The sequence below is a fragment of the Citrobacter cronae genome (assembly GCF_016893685.1).
In the GTDB taxonomy this organism is placed as follows: Bacteria; Pseudomonadota; Gammaproteobacteria; order Enterobacterales; family Enterobacteriaceae; genus Citrobacter; species Citrobacter werkmanii.
In genome coordinates, this window is record NZ_CP069763.1 from 4,182,886 (window position 1) to 4,198,790 (window position 15,905).

Consider the following 15,905-nt stretch of genomic DNA (forward strand, 5'->3'; position numbering starts at 1 on the left):
CGGGCATAAAAATTTAACAATGACCAAAAAATACCTGGACGCACGCGGTGCAGAATATGTTATGGTTTAGACAGGATATGGAAATTTCGAGTAATTTTCGTGGGATTTCGTGATAAAACAGAAAAAACACAATGAAAACAAAGACATAAAAAGAGACCGAATACGATTCCTGTATTCGGTCCAGGGAAATGGCTCTTGGGAGAGAGCCGTGCGCTAAAAGTTGGCATTAATGCAGGCTAAGTTACCCTGCCATTTAAGAATAGATGACAGCGCCAGGTTTTCCAGTCCGCGACTAAAGTGACCGGAAAAAAAGGCAGTCTGTTACACGACCAAATGTAAAAACCGCAAGTTCTCCTGTGAGATCCTGCGGTTTTTTTATTGGAAATCAGAACGCTACATCTGACAATTAACAGAGTTTTTCTGCACGCTCAACAAACGGCGCCAGGCTCATTTTTTCACCCGGTTTCGTCGGGTCATCAATCTGGATAATCTCAATCGGCTTCGCCGTGGTTTTACCGCTCGCAACCTGTTCTCTGGCAACATCATTCAATGGATATTGCACCAGCGTGCTGGGATTGATGACATACAGCGCGTGACCTGCACGGCAGGTCAGCATCACCTCTTCCCGATTAAACGCCCACTTATCTTTGCCAACCTCAAAACGGCTGACGGTGATGACCTGTGGCGCTGCCAGCGCGGCCCCTGAACTTGCCAGTAGTAGTAAAGAGAGAATGATTTTTTTCATGCGTTTTGCCAGTCCATCAATCAAAAAGGTTCGAGGGTTGCAAACAGGCTGACAATCGCCAGCACAACGGCCCCTATTCCCCATTCCAGTTTTGTCATCCAAATGAAATAGAGCGTCACACAGCCATTATCCTGCTGCATGCGTGGTACCAGAACATACCGATTCGCCAGGGCAATCGCTACCATTAGCATGACAAGGGCACCTTTTAACAAAAGCAGTTGCCCATAAGCCATGTGCCAGGAGCCGGAAACACCGACAATAAACAGGGCATTCATAATCCCGGTAAGTAAAACCCCGGCAACGAAGAGATGCCCATAGCGGGAGAAACGCATCATGGTTCCGATCGCTTGTTCCCGCCAGCGGCCCTGCGCCATTCTCATACAGTAAAGTACGGGCAGCAAGCCGCCAAACCAGGCGGCGGCACATATCAGATGTAAGGCATAGTTAACCTGTTGGATAGCCCCAGCGACGCCAGTATGCAGCGTTGCATGTCCAACGCCTGCCAGCAAAATAAACTGAGCAATCGTCAGCATCAAGAGCAGTCGCGACATGCTGCGCGGCACAACGATGGTCACCACCAACGTGACCATCGCGAGGATAATCTGCCATAGCCAGACGCCGCCAAATTGCGTCTGCAGAACGGCGCCCCAAACGTCTGTAGAGACGACATCCCGCCATCCTGAGCCCATTAAGCCCCCCTGGATCGCCAGCATTAGCGTCGCGCTGATAAAACTCCACGTCGCGGCATGGCGTTGCAGACGTAAAAAACGACGCATCATTAAACGGCGAACCGAAACGGGAGCCAGCCATGCGCCGTAAAGCGCACAACCAAACACCAGCATCAACGCGGTAAAATGAATAAATCGCAGGGCAACCCAGGTAAATGCCAGCATCGGTTATTTCACGCTAAAGGTATATTGTCCCTTTGTCTTGTGACCATCCACGGATACAACGTGCCAGTCCACCGTATATTTTCCGGCCTTCAGCGTTTGAGCGAGCGGAATAATCAGTTGCGTTTTGTCCTGATCGCTGCGGGTCGCTTTGCCCGTCTTGATTGATTCCTTTTGTGGACCTGTCAGCGTTGCGCCGCTGAACGCAGGTTCGACGCCTTCAGAAAAATTCAGCGTCAGCGCCTGGGGAGAAGCGGTGACTTCCGCATTCGCCGCCGGACTTTGTTTTGTCAGGTGAGCATGCGCCAATGCAGCGGGTGTTGCGAGGAGGCTGGCGAGTACGATGAGAGTATTACGTAGCGAAGATGCAGATGAAGCCATTTCAACTATTCCTTTTTGTTATGTCTAATCTATAGAGAATAACCTTCTACAATGATCGAGTCGAGAATCATCAATTCTGTCTTGCCATTAATGCGCACTCTTAGTAACTTTGCGCGCCGGAAGACAGAGAAAAGGAGCAGCCTATGAACATCAATCTGGCCAAACTTGAGCAAGCCGAAATGGATAAGGTCAATGTTGACCTGGCCGCGGCGGGTGTCGCATTTAAAGAACGCTACAATATGCCGATCGTTGCCGAAGTGGTTGAACGTGAACAGCCCGAACATTTACGCGACTGGTTTCGTGAAAGACTCATCGCGCATCGCCTGGCATCCGTCTCCCTTTCACGTTTACCGTACGAGCCGAAAGTTAAATAAAACTTATATTACGTTACGATTCCTTACATGATGCCTGCTACAGTATAAGTATATTCTTAATCTATACTTTAAAGATGGTTGTAGACACTATGAAAAGGAAATCATTATGTCACACTGGAAAATCGCAGCAGCACAATACGAACCCCTTCACACATCAGTGACCGAAAACGTTGCCCATCACCTGCAATTCATTCAGGCAGCCGCACAATGCCAATGTGAATTGCTGGTCTTCCCCGCCCTCTCCTTGTTGGGCTGCGTTGATGAGAATGACTCCCTCCCAGCGCCACCTGATGAAGCGTTGCTGGAACCGCTGGCGCATGCCGCAGCGACTTACCGCATGACAATTATCGCGGGATTGCCGGTAGAGCATAACAATCGTTTTGTGAAAGGCATTGCGCTTTTCTCTCCCTGGATGACATCACCATTAACGTTTCATCAGAGCCACGGGGCCTGTATTGCCAGACAGCGCAATGCCATCAGCGTTGTGGATAGTCAGCCAGAAGGTATTGATATCGATCCTGCTTTTTCGTTATTCACCAGTAGCCAGTCCGTCAGCGAGCCAGAACTCCTCTCATCCGCATCTCAGCTACAAAGTTTCTCGCATAAATTTGCCATCGCGGTATTAATGGCCAATGCACGCGGGAGCAGCGCGTTATGGGACGAGCGAGGTCGATTGATTGTACGCGCCGACAGCGGTTCTTTGCTCTTAACCGGTCAACGCACGCCACGGGGTTGGCAAGGTGATATCATTCCTTTACGCTAGTCGTTTTGGTCGGGAGCATGGCATGTTGCGCATAATAGATACAGAAACCTGTGGTCTGCAGGGAGGCATTGTTGAGATTGCTTCTGTCGATGTGGTTGATGGAAAGATAGTTAACCCAATGAGCCACCTGGTGCGCCCTGACCGCCCCATTAGCCCCCAGGCGATGGCTATTCATCGCATTACTGAAGCGATGGTAGCCGATAAGCCATGGATTGAAGATATCATTCCGCACTATTACGGTAGTGAGTGGTATGTGGCGCACAACGCAAGTTTCGACCGCCGCGTATTGCCAGAGATGCCCGGAGAGTGGATCTGCACCATGAAGCTCTCCCGTCGATTGTGGCCAGGAATCAAATACAGCAATATGGCGCTGTACAAATCACGTAAGCTGAACGTTCAGACGCCTGCAGGCCTGCATCACCACCGCGCTCTGTACGATTGCTACATCACTGCGGCTTTGCTGATCGACATCATGCAGACTTCAGGCTGGACCGCAGAGCAGATGGTCGACATTACCGGCCGCCCTGCATTACTCACTACTTTCACATTTGGTAAGTACCGTGGAAAACCGGTATCAGAGGTGGCAGAACGCGATCCGGGCTATCTGCGTTGGTTATTTAATAACCTCGACAGTATGAGCCCGGAGCTGCGATTAACGCTGAAGCACTATCTGGATAACATCTGATCTGAAGCTTGCCCAGACAGCGTTCCCTGTGCCAGCCCAATCAAAAACGCGTACTCCAGGGCCACGCCTTCGTAAGATTTAAAACGCCCGGACTTACCGCCGTGCCCGGAATCCATATCCGTGCACAGTAACAGCAAGCGATCGTCCGTTTTCAGCTCACGCAATTTTGCCACCCACTTTGCCGGTTCCCAGTATTGCACCTGGGAGTCGTGTAATCCCGTCGTGACCAGCAAATGCGGATAATCCTGCGCGGTGACGTTGTCATAGGGGCTGTAGCTTTTCATATACGCATAGTACTGCGGATCCTGCGGATTACCCCATTCCTCAAATTCACCGGTGGTGAGTGGAATTGACTCATCCAGCATCGTGGTCACCACGTCGACAAACGGCACCTGGGCGATCACGCCATGGAACAAGTCCGGGCGTTCATTAATGGCGACGCCCATTAACATTCCTCCGGCGCTTCCCCCCATGCCGTAGCATAACGATGGCGCACCATAACCCATTCTTAGCAGCGCATCGCAGACATCGAGGTAATCATTGAAGGTATTTTTCTTGTGCAGAAACTTACCGTCTTCGTACCATTGCTGACCCAATTCACCGCCGCCACGCACATGGGCAATGGCGTAAACAAAGCCGCGATCCAATAAGCTTAAACGGCTGCTACTGAAATCAGCATCCATGCTGGCACCATACGAGCCATAGCCGTAAACCAGTAGTGGATTTTTCCCTTTCAGGAAATACTTTTGATGATAAACCAGCGAGACCGGAACCTCAGTACCATCACGGGCGGTGATCCAGACATGTTCGCTGCGGTAATTCGCCGCATCAAATCCGGGAACCTCCGTCTGCTTAAGCACGCGACGCTCCCCGGTGTCCATATCGAGTTCAAACAACGTGTCCGGCGTGGTCATGGAGGAATAGCCATAGCGCAGGCGCGATGTCTCCGGTTCCGGGTTATAGGCAAGCCAGGTCACATACGCCGGATCGTCAAAGGCGATACCGATCACTTCGCGCGTTTTGCGATTGATCTGACGCAGACTGGTTAAACCCTGCTGGCGTTCTTCCACCACCAGCCAGTCGGTAAACAGGGTAAACCCCTCCAGCATGACGTTCTCGCGCGGCGGGATCAGCACCTCCCACGCTTGTTCATTGCGTACGCGCGTGCGGTACAGACCAAAGTTTTTACCTTCACGATTAGAACGCAGATAAAACTTGTGCTGATAGTGATCGAGGCTGTACTCATGGTCTTTACGCCGCGCTAAAAAAAGCAAAGGTTCGGCGTCGGCCAGTTCTGCATCCAACAGCAGAACCTCACTGGTCGTCGCGCTGGCGATATGGATCACCACATAATGTAACGAGGTGGTTTTATGCAGACTGACATAAAACATGTCATCGGCTTCTTCGTACACCAATTCGTCCAGTGACGAGGGAGATCCAACGGTATGCCGCCAGACCTGGTACGGCAGTAACGTCGTGGCGTGTTTGCGAACGTAATAGAAGGTCTGGGAATCATTCGCCCAGACCAGATCCGCTTCAACGTTATCCAGTACTTCCGGATACCAGTTGCCGCTTTCCAGGTTGCGAAAGCGAACGCCATATTGCCGACGAGAGAGGTAATCTTCGGCCAGCGCCATAATGCTATTATCGGGTGATATCGCCAGCCCTCCCAGCGTATAAAATTCACTGTGGGCTGCACGCTGGTTGCCGTCCAGCAGAGTATTCCATTCATCCCACTCTTCGCTGAGAACCGACTGGCGCTGATAAATGGCATATTCACATCCCGGTTCATAAATATGGCGGTAACGATAACCATTTTTCACATAGGGAGCGGATGCATCCTGTGGGGGAATACGGTCGATAATTTCTTTCAGAACACGCTCCTGCAAAGCCTGCTGCGAAGCCATAACCTGATGGCCATACGCATTTTCCTGTTGCAGGTATTCGAGCACGTCCGGCTGCGAGCGGGTGTCGTCTCGCAACCAGTAATAATTATCAACACGTGTATCGCCATGCTGCGTCATGGCGTGAGGAATACGAGAAGCTTTTGGTAGCATGTCATTGTTCTTTTGCTTAAACATCCTATAAGGGTGGCAAAAGACAGCGATGATGCAAGCGAAACATGCGCCTTAGCGATAAGTAATTAACCCGGTAAAGCCTGTTTTTGCGCCTTGAGATCCTGTTCAATGCCGTCACGAACATCCTGTGGGATCTTCAACGCGTCACCCAGCGCATTCAGATAGCTGCGCTCCATAAAGTGGTCGATATCAATCGCCGCACAGCTCAGGAAGTAAATTTCCAGCGCCTCTTCTTCGTTGCGGATCCCTTGCGCCAGGCGCTGAGGATCCAGCGGTTGTTCGATAGCCCGCTCAATCAGAACGCGGCCTTGCTCCTCAACACCCGCGTCACGAAGCTGCTGTTCAATGGCGGTACGCTCTTTGGCATCAATATGACCATCGCTTTTAGCCGCAAAAACCAGCGCCAGGATCAGGCGTTCAGTTCGCTCATCCAGCGGCGAGCTTTGTACGCCGAACTGCGGCTCATCCTGATGCGCGGCGCGAACTTTATCTTTGTATTTGTTCCACAGCACGGTTCCGGCAACCGCACCACCACCCACCAGAAGCGCGCTGGTGCCATATTTACTCAGTAACTTACGTGAGGATTTGTTGGCAACCAGTAATCCCGCCAGACCGCCTAACGCGCCAGGGACCAGAAGTTTACTCAGCCCTTGCTCGCCGGAAGATGATGCGGAGGATCCTTTTTGCCCAAGAAGAGATTGTAGTTGGTTCAGCCAGTTAGCCATTTTGCCCCTCAAGTACAGACGAATAATCGTCAAAGCGTACCCGAGGGGATGTCAGGAAGTGTTCAGCTCATCAAAAGATGTGCAAATACGCTCATTACTGCGGTTGATACTCCGCCGTTCCGGCCTGGCAGTCGACTTTTACCTGATAGTGAATATCCGCGCTTTTTCCGCGAACCGTCAGCGGGACCGACCATTTGCCATCTTTGCCCGTAATATCGGGGGTATTAACCCAGGCGACAGGATCGGCTTGCCCAACACGCTTTTGATCGTCAGCCCAGCGCGCGATGCGATTTTGTTGATAATCACGTTTCACGCTCGCCGCAATACCATCAGCATTCAGCCCTTCGCATTTTGGAAACTGAACATTTTTGCTTTCCATGTTTGCCGCAAAAACAGATACGCTGGCAGATAACAACAGCAGGCTTAATAACGCTCTTTTTTTATACATTTTTTTCTCCTTTATCTCCCCTTCGTCTTTCCGGTCGCATGTAGCAACGCGAAAAGACGTCAGGGATTGCACAATGATTCAGGAAAAAGCATGGTACAAAACGTCAGGAGCGCAAGTCGTTTCAGGCAGCCTGGGTATCATCCTCAGCGTGCGCGTCATCTTTAACGGCCTGCGGAGACGGCAGCTTGCCGTTTTTCAGGATGGCGCTCAGCACATCTTTTTGCTCAGCCAGCCACAGGGAAAGCGCTTCACGCTGCTCGTCTTCAAGCGCTACCGGTGACTGCTCCAGCCATGTGTCGAGCAAATCCGCTGTATCAAGCATTTTGTCATACGCATCGGCTTCCTTTTTGCTGGTAAACGACATTTTTTCCTCACCTTCCCGAATGACTACGTATTTAACTTCAACCGCCATTTTTGCAGCCTCTTAAATTACCTGTATTTATGTACAGTATATTCTTTTTGCGCCCTGAAATCAACCTGGTAATAAAGACAGACGCAAACGTTTTCGTATATACTGCGCCCAGATAAAACAGGGGATTAATTTATGACGTTATTAGGCACAGCGCTGCGTCCCGCAGCAACGCGAGTGATGTTATTAGGTTCAGGTGAACTGGGTAAAGAAGTGGCGATCGAATGCCAACGCCTGGGTGTGGAAGTCATTGCCGTGGATCGTTACCCCGACGCGCCAGCCATGCACGTTGCCCATCGCTCATACGTAATCAATATGCTCGATGGCGAAGCGTTACGCGAGGTTGTCGCGCGTGAAAAACCACATTATATCGTGCCGGAAATAGAGGCAATTGCCACGGATATGCTGGTAAAGCTGGAACAGGAAGGGCAACACGTTGTGCCGTGCGCACGAGCGACCCAACTGACCATGAACCGCGAAGGGATCCGTCGCCTCGCCGCAGAGGAGCTGTCTTTACCAACCTCTTCTTTTCGCTTTGCAGACAGCGAAACTCGCTTTCGCGAGGCCGTCTCCGAAATTGGCTTTCCTTGCATCGTGAAGCCAGTAATGAGTTCCTCAGGTAAGGGGCAAAGCTTTATTCGTTCAGCCGATCGGCTCACCGAAGCCTGGAACTATGCTCAACAGGGAGGCCGGGCAGGCGCCGGGCGCGTTATCGTCGAAGGCGTGGTAGATTTTGATTTTGAAATTACCCTGCTTACCGTTAGCGCCGTTGATGGCGTACACTTTTGCGCGCCGGTAGGGCATCGTCAGGAAGATGGCGATTATCGTGAATCCTGGCAGCCTCAGCAGATGAGCGACCTGGCGCTGGCGCGCGCGCAGGAGATTGCCCGTAAAGTCGTGCTGGCGTTAGGCGGCTACGGTCTGTTTGGCGTGGAGCTGTTTGTCTGCGGTGATGAGGTCATTTTTAGCGAAGTCTCCCCTCGCCCGCACGACACCGGAATGGTGACCTTAATTTCGCAGGACCTGTCTGAGTTTGCCCTGCACGTCCGCGCATTTCTCGGTCTGCCCGTTGGCGCAATCCGTCAGTACGGGCCTTCCGCTTCCGCCGTTATTCTGCCGCAACTTAGCAGCCAGAATGTGACGTTTGATAACGTACAGGCCGCCGTGGGCGCTGGCCTGCAAGTACGATTCTTTGGTAAGCCGGAGATCGACGGGAGCCGTCGTTTAGGCGTGGTACTGGCTACAGCGCAAACCATTGAAGACGCGGTTGAACGCGCGAAACACGCCGCCGCACAGGTGAAAGTTACAGGATAAAAAACCAGCCCCGTAGGCCGGATAAGGCGTTGATGCCGCATCCGGCCTACGGTTTACACATTAACGGCTTACTGCTTCGCGCCTTCTACTGCTTCACGAGCCAGTTTGGTAATGCGTTCGTAATCGCCAGCTTCCAGCGCATCTGCCGGAACCAGCCAGGAACCACCGATGCACAGCACGCTTTTCAGCGCGAGGTAGTCACGGTAATTCGCCGGAGAGATACCACCGGTCGGGCAGAAACGTACCTGAGAGAACGGGCCCGCAATCGCCTGCAGCGCTTTAGTACCGCCGTTCGCTTCCGCCGGGAAGAATTTGAACTCTTTCAATCCGTAGTCCATACCCAGCATCAGTTCAGAAACCGTGCTGATGCCAGGGATCAGCGGAATAGTCCCTTCCGTTGCGGCTTTTAACAGCGGCTCGGTCAGACCCGGGCTGATAGCAAACTGCGCACCGGCTTCGGTGACTTCAGCCAGTTGTTGCGGATTCAGTACAGTACCTGCGCCGACGATGGCGTCCGGAACTTCTTTCGCGATCACGCGAATGGCATCCATCGCACATGCGGTACGTAAGGTCACTTCCAGAACGCGCACGCCACCTGCAACCAGCGCTTTTGCCATCGGCACCGCATGTTCCAGTTTATTAACCACAATAACCGGTACAACCGGGCCAGTGGTCAGGATTGCTTCTGCACTTGTCTTCCAGTTTTTCATCAGAGTTTTCTCTCGCCTGATTACAAAATAAGTCTTAAAAAGTGATACAGGTTGCGCCCTGCTCCGCTCCGGACAGCTTCTCACGCAACGCGCTGAACATTTCACGTCCGGTCCCCACGCGCGATGCGCTGAGGTCTGGAATGTGAGGCTGACGTGAAGCAAGTTCTTCTTCGTCAACCAGCAGCGTCAATTCACCTGTCTGTCCATTCACACGAATGATGTCGCCATCACGTACTTTTGCCAGCAGACCGCCATCATAGGCTTCTGGGGTTACATGGATTGCTGAAGGCACTTTACCTGAAGCACCTGAAAGTCGTCCATCGGTAACTAACGCAATTTTGAAACAACGGTCCAATAATACACCAAGTGGCGGCATGAGTTTATGTAATTCTGGCATTCCGTTCGCTTTTGGTCCCTGATGACGCACAACAACTACGCAATCGCGGTCAAGCAGACCGGCATCGAACGCCGGTAGCACATCGTGCTGACTTTCAAAAACGACTGCCGGCGCTTCAATAACCTGATTTTCAACCGGTACCGCCGACGTTTTCATCACTGCGCGCCCGAGGTTACCGCTCAGCACTTTAGTGCCGCCGTGGTGAGAGAAAGGTTGGTCAAAGGTGGCAATCACGTTGCTGTCCAGTGATTTCGCCGCCCCTTCGCGCCAGTCCAGTTCACCGTTGTTAAGCCACGGCTCCATGGTGTAACGCGATAAACCGAATCCGGCAACGGTATTCACATCTTCATGCAGCAGACCCGCGTTCAGCAGCTCACGCATTAGCACCGGTACGCCGCCCGCCGCCTGGAAATGGTTAATATCCGCCGGACCGTTCGGGTACAAGCGCGCCATCAGCGGCACGATATCGGACAGATCGGAGAAGTCATCCCAGTTAATCAGAATCCCGGCCGCGCGCGCCATGGCCACCAGATGCATCGTGTGGTTAGTTGAGCCCCCGGTCGCCAGCAGCGCCACAATTCCGTTCACCACCACTTTTTCATCGATCATTTTACCGATCGGCATCCATTCATTGCCGTTCCCGGTAAGACGCGTAACCTGACGGGCGGCAGCAGCGGTCAACGCTTCACGCAGCGGCGCATCCGGATGGACGAATGAGGAGCCTGGCAGTTGCATCCCCATGAACTCAACGACCATCTGGTTGGTATTCGCCGTACCGTAGAACGTACAGGTACCCGGTGCGTGATAAGACGCCGCCTCGGACTCGAGCAGCGCCATGCGATCAACTTTGCCTTCCGCATAGAGTTGACGAATACGCACTTTTTCTTTATTCGCCAGGCCGCTCGCCATCGGCCCGGAAGGAATGAAGATAGACGGCAGATGACCGAATGACAGCGCCGCCATCACCAGGCCAGGGACAATTTTATCGCACACGCCGAGGAACAACGCGCCATCGAACATATTGTGAGAGAGACCTACAGCCGCTGACATCGCAATCACTTCACGACTCAGCAGCGAAAGCTCCATCCCATCCTGTCCCTGGGTAACACCGTCACACATGGCCGGCACACCACCGGCAACCTGACCTACCGCATTGGCTTCATGCAGCGCCTGGCGAATGATAGCCGGATAATGTTCATATGGCTGATGCGCAGAAAGCATGTCGTTGTAGGAGGTAATGATCGCGATATTGTTACGCAGCATGCTTTTCAGCGATGCTTTGTCGTCCGGTTGACACGCGGCAAAGCCATGCGCCAGGTTACCGCATGCCAGTTGCGAACGATGAACGGTGGTCGATTTAGCTTGTTCAATACGGGCGAGGTAGGCAGAACGTGTATGGCGAGAACGTTCGACGATACGTTGTGTTACGCGTAACAAATTCGGATTCATAGAGGCTCCTAAAATTTATCTGTCAGAGCGGTAGGGTTAACAATGCTTATCAGTCGTGTTAAAAAGTGCTGAATCGCTTGTTTGCCGTAGCTCAGGGGCAAAATCGTTTCAGGCAGTGTAATAAAAAAAGCCCCGCGGGTGAATCCACGCGAGGCTTAAAAGTGCAAAAATTATTCTGCAATCTGTGTTAGATCATGTTACCGGTAAAATAACCCCTATGGGTAAGGCGATCTTTTACTCGAATTCGTTCCAGGAACGACCATCTCGGGTGATCATTGCCACAGAGGCAACCGGTCCCCAGGTCCCTGCCTGATACGGTTTCGGCGCATCGTTGTCCATCGCCCATGCTTCGGTAATTGAGTCGACCCACTTCCAGGCTTCTTCAACTTCATCACGACGCACAAACAGCGCCTGAATACCGCGCATCGTTTCAAGCAGCAGTCGCTCATAGGCGTCGGCCAGATGCGTCTGGTTAAAGGTTTCGGAATAGCTCAGATCAAGCTTGGTGATTTGCAGGTTATGCTTGTGGTCCAGACCCGGCACTTTGTTCAGCACCTGGATATCAACACCTTCATCAGGCTGCAAACGAATAGTCAGCTTGTTCTGCGGCAGATCCTGCCAGGATTCCCGGAACAGATTCAGCTCAGGCGTTTTGAAATAGACGACGACTTCAGAGCACTTCGTCGGTAAACGCTTGCCGGTACGCAGATAGAACGGAACGCCCGCCCAACGCCAGTTATCAATATCCACACGGATCGCCACAAACGTTTCCGTATTGCTGCTTTTGTTCGCGCCCTCTTCTTCCAGATATCCCGGAACTTTTTTGCCCTGGGCAAAACCCGCGGTGTACTGACCGCGAACCGTCTTTTCACGCACGTTTGAGCGGTCGATACGGCGTAGTGATTTCAGTACCTTCACTTTTTCATCACGAATGCTGTCAGCGCTCAGGTCCGACGGCGGAGACATCGCGATCATGCACAAGATCTGCAGCAGGTGGTTTTGGATCATGTCGCGCATTTGACCGGCCTGGTCAAAATACCCCCAGCGACCTTCAATACCCACTTCTTCCGCGACGGTAATTTCAACGTGATCGATCGTGCGGTTATCCCAGTTGTTTACAAACAGGGAGTTGGCAAAACGCAGTGCCAGCAGGTTCAGCACCGTCTCTTTACCGAGATAGTGGTCGATACGATAAACCTGACACTCTTCGAAATATTCACCGACCTGATCATTGATCTCGCGCGATGTTGCCAGTGACGTTCCCAACGGTTTTTCCATCACAACGCGGGCAGGTTTAGCATTCAGCTTTGCTTCACCCAAACCTTTGCAGATCGCGCCAAAGGTGCTTGGCGGCATCGCGAAATAGTTAATCGTAGTCCGTGATTTCTGATCCAGCATTTCACCCAGACGGCTAAATGCGGCGGTATCATTGACATCCAGATTACAAAACTCCAGACGGCCGCTGAGGGTCTCCCACAAACCTTCATCAATTTTTTCTTTCATGAAGGTTTCGAGCGCTTCGCGCACAACCTTGGTATAGGCTGCTTTGTCCCAGTCGGCACGCCCTACCCCGATGATACGGGTTTCCGGGTTAATCTGGCCGGCCTTTTCCAGTTGATACAGGGAAGGCAGCAATTTCCGCCGCGCCAGGTCGCCCTTCGCGCCGAAAATGACCAGGTCACATGCCTGGGCTGTTTGCGTTACCGCCATGTCATTCTCCTCAATTAAGTGTCTGGTGCTTTTGCCAGAAACTGGTTGTAATTTTATTACAGTGCACTGTACTGCTTTTACGTGAATCCGGAAACCGTAAACGCTTATCCAGCCGTGCTGTTACCGCAAACAGGCGTTTGATTGGCGTTTACCTCTGCAAAATGGATAAAAAAGTCGCTTTTTTTCGTAGCCATGAAGAAGTAACAAAACCAGACTTCGATCATGTAATGAAAAAAAACAACAACTATTCTGTCCATTTTGCCCCGTTCCTTCCGTGGCAGGGGTAATATCTAGCAAATGTATCCCCCGATTTCCCCGTATCGCTGAAATCGTTTTTTCCCATGAGCCATGAGTCGACCTACATCATGAATATGCTGGAAAAAATCCAGTTAAAACTGGAACAGTTGAGCAAATCAGAGCGTAAAGTCGCTGACATTATTCTTGCCTCACCCGACCGGGCAATCCATTCAAGCATCGCTGCGCTTGCGCTGGAAGCCAACGTCAGCGAGCCGACGGTGAACCGCTTCTGTCGCAGTATGGATACGCGCGGCTTTCCTGATTTTAAACTTCATCTGGCGCAAAGTCTGGCAAATGGCACCCCTTATGTTAATCGTAATGTGGATGAGGATGACAGCGTAGAATCTTACACGGGAAAAATCTTCGAGTCGGCGATGGCAAGTCTTGACCACGTTCGCCAGTCTCTGGATAACACCGCGGTAAACAGGGCGGTGGATTTGTTAACCCAGGCGAAGAAAATTGCCTTTTTTGGCCTTGGGTCTTCCGCCGCGGTAGCGCACGACGCGATGAACAAATTTTTTCGTTTTAACGTACCGGTGATCTATTCCGACGATATTGTACTGCAACGTATGAGTTGCATGAATTGTAGCGACGACGACGTTATTGTGCTGATTTCGCATACCGGAAGAACCAAAACTCTGGTTGAACTGGCGCAGTTGGCGAGGGAAAACGACGCGATGGTTATCGCCTTGACCTCTCCCGGCACGCCGCTGGCGCGCGAATCCACGCTGGCCATTACCCTCGACGTACCGGAAGATACTGACATTTATATGCCCATGGTCTCTCGACTTGCTCAACTGACCGTGATAGATGTGCTGGCTACAGGATTTACTTTGCGCCGCGGGGCAAAATTTAGAGATAACTTGAAGCGTGTCAAGGAAGCACTCAAGGAATCGCGTTTTGATAAAGAATTACTCATCAAGAGTGATGATCGCTAAAAGCAATAACAATGTTCTACCCTTTTATCATCCGGGTCGTTCATTTACCGTCAATGTTTGAGAACGACCGGATTAATGTTCACGCAACACCTAGTTGTTTCAGTCAACGGAGTATTACATGTCCAGAAGGCTTCGCAGAACCAAAATCGTTACCACGTTAGGCCCAGCAACTGATCGCGATAACAACCTCGAAAAAATTATCGCTGCGGGTGCGAACGTCGTACGTATGAACTTTTCGCACGGCTCTCCAGAAGATCACAAAATGCGGGCGGATAAGGTCCGTGAAATTGCCGCAAAACTGGGACGCCATGTAGCTATTTTGGGTGACCTGCAGGGACCTAAAATCCGCGTATCAACCTTTAAAGAAGGTAAAGTTTTTCTTAATGTTGGCGACAAGTTCCTGTTAGACGCCAACCTTGGCAAAGGCGAAGGCGACAAAGAAAAAGTCGGGATCGATTATAAAGGTCTGCCTGCTGACGTCGTGCCAGGCGATATCCTGCTACTTGATGACGGTCGCGTACAGCTTAAGGTGCTGGAAGTCCAGGGAATGAAAGTCTTCACCGAAGTCACCGTCGGCGGCCCGCTGTCCAATAATAAGGGCATCAACAAACTGGGCGGCGGTCTTTCTGCTGAAGCCCTGACCGAAAAAGATAAAGCTGACATCGTCACTGCAGCGCAAATCAGCGTTGATTATCTGGCCGTCTCCTTCCCGCGCTGCGGCGAAGACCTGAACTATGCCCGTCGTCTGGCGCGCGACGCAGGTTGCGATGCGAAAATCGTCGCCAAGGTAGAACGTGCGGAAGCTGTCTGCGACCAGAATGCGATGGATGACATCATTCTGGCTTCCGACGTGGTGATGGTCGCGCGTGGCGACCTGGGCGTTGAAATCGGCGATCCTGAGCTGGTAGGTATTCAAAAAGCGTTGATTCGTCGCGCACGTCAGCTGAACCGTGCGGTCATTACCGCCACACAGATGATGGAGTCGATGATTACCAACCCAATGCCGACCCGTGCGGAAGTGATGGACGTGGCTAACGCCGTTCTGGACGGTACCGATGCCGTTATGCTCTCTGCAGAAACGGCAGCAGGCCAGTACCCGGCAGAAACCGTCGCGGCAATGGCTCGCGTATGCCTGGGTGCCGAGAAGATCCCGAGCATCAATGTCTCCAAACACCGTCTTGACGTGCAGTTTGACAACGTCGAAGAAGCAATTGCTATGTCAGCGATGTATGCCGCTAACCACCTGAAAGGGGTAACCGCTATCATCGCGATGACTGAGTCTGGTCGTACCGCGCTGATGACCTCTCGTATCAGTTCTGGCCTGCCGATTTTCGCGATGTCTCGTCATGAACGTACGCTGAATCTGACCTCTCTGTATCGCGGCGTCACCCCGGTTCACTTTGACAGCGAAACTGATGGCGTGGTTGCCGCCAATGAAGCGGTGAACCTCCTGCGCGATAAAGGTTATCTGGTTTCCGGCGACCTGGTGATTGTGACCCAGGGCGATGTCATGAGCACCATTGGCTCAACCAATACCACGCGTATTCTGACCGTCGAGTAACTACCGTCTGATGTAAAAAGGCCTCTCACAT

At 51.9% G+C, this 15,905-nt stretch carries 16 protein-coding genes; 6 read left to right on the forward strand and 10 right to left on the reverse strand.

The genetic code is table 11. The features are described 5' to 3' along the window. Positions 1–406: 406 nt before the first annotated feature. From JSN25_RS18150 to yobA, 3 genes are read right to left on the reverse strand one after another with little or no spacing between them, the layout of a single operon-like run. Positions 407–745 (reverse strand): YebY family protein, encoded by a 339-nt coding sequence (locus tag JSN25_RS18150; protein ID WP_038641391.1) that lies wholly within the window; start codon positions 743–745, stop codon positions 407–409. Positions 746–765: 20 nt separating this feature from the next. Next, positions 766–1,638, reverse strand: coding sequence for a copper homeostasis membrane protein CopD (gene copD / locus JSN25_RS18155; RefSeq protein WP_204525215.1), 873 nt, complete (start codon positions 1,636–1,638; stop codon positions 766–768). Positions 1,639–1,641: 3 nt separating this feature from the next. Then, positions 1,642–2,016, reverse strand: coding sequence for a CopC domain-containing protein YobA (gene yobA / locus JSN25_RS18160; protein ID WP_160956461.1), 375 nt, complete (start codon positions 2,014–2,016; stop codon positions 1,642–1,644). Positions 2,017–2,159: 143 nt separating this feature from the next. Here yobA and JSN25_RS18165 point away from each other — a divergent pair, with 143 nt between their 5' ends. From JSN25_RS18165 to exoX, 3 genes are all read left to right on the forward strand, one after another. Beyond that, positions 2,160–2,390, forward strand: coding sequence for a DNA polymerase III subunit theta (locus JSN25_RS18165; protein WP_038641397.1), 231 nt, complete (start codon positions 2,160–2,162; stop codon positions 2,388–2,390). A 106-nt stretch (positions 2,391–2,496) separates the two neighbouring features. After that, the gene (locus JSN25_RS18170; RefSeq protein WP_160956399.1) at positions 2,497–3,153 is read left to right on the forward strand and encodes a carbon-nitrogen hydrolase family protein; all 657 of its coding nucleotides are present in this window, start codon (positions 2,497–2,499) and stop codon (positions 3,151–3,153) included. A 22-nt stretch (positions 3,154–3,175) separates the two neighbouring features. Further along, positions 3,176–3,838: an exodeoxyribonuclease X gene (gene exoX, locus JSN25_RS18175; protein ID WP_038641401.1), complete on the forward strand. Its 663-nt coding sequence runs from the start codon at positions 3,176–3,178 to the stop codon at positions 3,836–3,838. Here the strand turns inward: exoX and ptrB are convergent. The 4 genes from ptrB to yebG all read right to left on the reverse strand — a co-directional run bounded on the left by ptrB (position 3,820) and on the right by yebG (position 7,501). Continuing rightward, on the reverse strand, positions 3,820–5,895 hold the full coding sequence (ptrB, locus tag JSN25_RS18180; RefSeq protein WP_204525216.1) for an oligopeptidase B: 2,076 nt from the start codon (positions 5,893–5,895) through the stop codon (positions 3,820–3,822). The two genes, exoX and ptrB, sit on opposite strands and share 19 nt — an antisense overlap. Positions 5,896–5,981: 86 nt before the next feature. Then, positions 5,982–6,641, reverse strand: coding sequence for a tellurite resistance TerB family protein (locus JSN25_RS18185; protein ID WP_038641405.1), 660 nt, complete (start codon positions 6,639–6,641; stop codon positions 5,982–5,984). Between the two features lie 94 nt (positions 6,642–6,735). Beyond that, entirely contained in the window at positions 6,736–7,089 is a 354-nt protein-coding gene (gene yebF / locus JSN25_RS18190) for a protein YebF (RefSeq protein ID WP_038641408.1), read from the reverse strand. 121 nt (positions 7,090–7,210) lie between these two features. Next, on the reverse strand, positions 7,211–7,501 hold the full coding sequence (gene yebG / locus JSN25_RS18195) for a DNA damage-inducible protein YebG (RefSeq protein WP_038641410.1): 291 nt from the start codon (positions 7,499–7,501) through the stop codon (positions 7,211–7,213). Positions 7,502–7,633: 132 nt separating this feature from the next. On the opposite strand from yebG, the gene purT reads away from it, so the two are divergent. Next, positions 7,634–8,812, forward strand: a complete 1,179-nt coding sequence (gene purT, locus JSN25_RS18200) for a formate-dependent phosphoribosylglycinamide formyltransferase (RefSeq protein WP_204525217.1) — start codon at positions 7,634–7,636, stop codon at positions 8,810–8,812. A 68-nt stretch (positions 8,813–8,880) separates the two neighbouring features. On the opposite strand, the gene kdgA is transcribed toward purT, so the two are convergent. The 3 genes from kdgA to zwf form a co-directional block, all read right to left on the reverse strand. Further along, entirely contained in the window at positions 8,881–9,522 is a 642-nt protein-coding gene (kdgA, locus tag JSN25_RS18205; RefSeq protein WP_204525218.1) for a bifunctional 4-hydroxy-2-oxoglutarate aldolase/2-dehydro-3-deoxy-phosphogluconate aldolase, read from the reverse strand. A gap of 34 nt (positions 9,523–9,556) precedes the next feature. Continuing rightward, positions 9,557–11,368: a phosphogluconate dehydratase gene (gene edd / locus JSN25_RS18210; protein ID WP_085048044.1), complete on the reverse strand. Its 1,812-nt coding sequence runs from the start codon at positions 11,366–11,368 to the stop codon at positions 9,557–9,559. A gap of 234 nt (positions 11,369–11,602) precedes the next feature. Then, positions 11,603–13,078: a glucose-6-phosphate dehydrogenase gene (gene zwf, locus JSN25_RS18215; RefSeq protein ID WP_003034896.1), complete on the reverse strand. Its 1,476-nt coding sequence runs from the start codon at positions 13,076–13,078 to the stop codon at positions 11,603–11,605. Between the two features lie 365 nt (positions 13,079–13,443). Between zwf and JSN25_RS18220 the strand changes: the two genes are divergently transcribed. Then, entirely contained in the window at positions 13,444–14,313 is an 870-nt protein-coding gene (locus JSN25_RS18220; protein ID WP_159121048.1) for a MurR/RpiR family transcriptional regulator, read from the forward strand. A gap of 118 nt (positions 14,314–14,431) precedes the next feature. Next, positions 14,432–15,874, forward strand: coding sequence for a pyruvate kinase (gene pyk / locus JSN25_RS18225; protein ID WP_038641420.1), 1,443 nt, complete (start codon positions 14,432–14,434; stop codon positions 15,872–15,874). Positions 15,875–15,905 lie beyond the last annotated feature (31 nt).

What these genes read in the sequence shown, in the direction of transcription:
- JSN25_RS18165 (WP_038641397.1), top strand. Translation starts at nt 2,160, where the DNA reads ATGAACATCAATCTGGCCAAACTTGAGCAAGCCGAAATGGATAAGGTC.
- pyk (WP_038641420.1), top strand. Translation starts at nt 14,432, where the DNA reads ATGTCCAGAAGGCTTCGCAGAACCAAAATCGTTACCACGTTAGGCCCA.
- JSN25_RS18170 (WP_160956399.1), top strand. Translation starts at nt 2,497, where the DNA reads ATGTCACACTGGAAAATCGCAGCAGCACAATACGAACCCCTTCACACA.
- JSN25_RS18220 (WP_159121048.1), top strand. Translation starts at nt 13,444, where the DNA reads ATGAATATGCTGGAAAAAATCCAGTTAAAACTGGAACAGTTGAGCAAA.
- yobA (WP_160956461.1), bottom strand. Translation starts at nt 2,016, where the DNA reads ATGGCTTCATCTGCATCTTCGCTACGTAATACTCTCATCGTACTCGCC.
- purT (WP_204525217.1), top strand. Translation starts at nt 7,634, where the DNA reads ATGACGTTATTAGGCACAGCGCTGCGTCCCGCAGCAACGCGAGTGATG.
- yebG (WP_038641410.1), bottom strand. Translation starts at nt 7,501, where the DNA reads ATGGCGGTTGAAGTTAAATACGTAGTCATTCGGGAAGGTGAGGAAAAA.
- ptrB (WP_204525216.1), bottom strand. Translation starts at nt 5,895, where the DNA reads ATGCTACCAAAAGCTTCTCGTATTCCTCACGCCATGACGCAGCATGGC.
- zwf (WP_003034896.1), bottom strand. Translation starts at nt 13,078, where the DNA reads ATGGCGGTAACGCAAACAGCCCAGGCATGTGACCTGGTCATTTTCGGC.
- JSN25_RS18150 (WP_038641391.1), bottom strand. Translation starts at nt 745, where the DNA reads ATGAAAAAAATCATTCTCTCTTTACTACTACTGGCAAGTTCAGGGGCC.
- copD (WP_204525215.1), bottom strand. Translation starts at nt 1,638, where the DNA reads ATGCTGGCATTTACCTGGGTTGCCCTGCGATTTATTCATTTTACCGCG.
- JSN25_RS18185 (WP_038641405.1), bottom strand. Translation starts at nt 6,641, where the DNA reads ATGGCTAACTGGCTGAACCAACTACAATCTCTTCTTGGGCAAAAAGGA.
- kdgA (WP_204525218.1), bottom strand. Translation starts at nt 9,522, where the DNA reads ATGAAAAACTGGAAGACAAGTGCAGAAGCAATCCTGACCACTGGCCCG.
- exoX (WP_038641401.1), top strand. Translation starts at nt 3,176, where the DNA reads ATGTTGCGCATAATAGATACAGAAACCTGTGGTCTGCAGGGAGGCATT.
- edd (WP_085048044.1), bottom strand. Translation starts at nt 11,368, where the DNA reads ATGAATCCGAATTTGTTACGCGTAACACAACGTATCGTCGAACGTTCT.
- yebF (WP_038641408.1), bottom strand. Translation starts at nt 7,089, where the DNA reads ATGTATAAAAAAAGAGCGTTATTAAGCCTGCTGTTGTTATCTGCCAGC.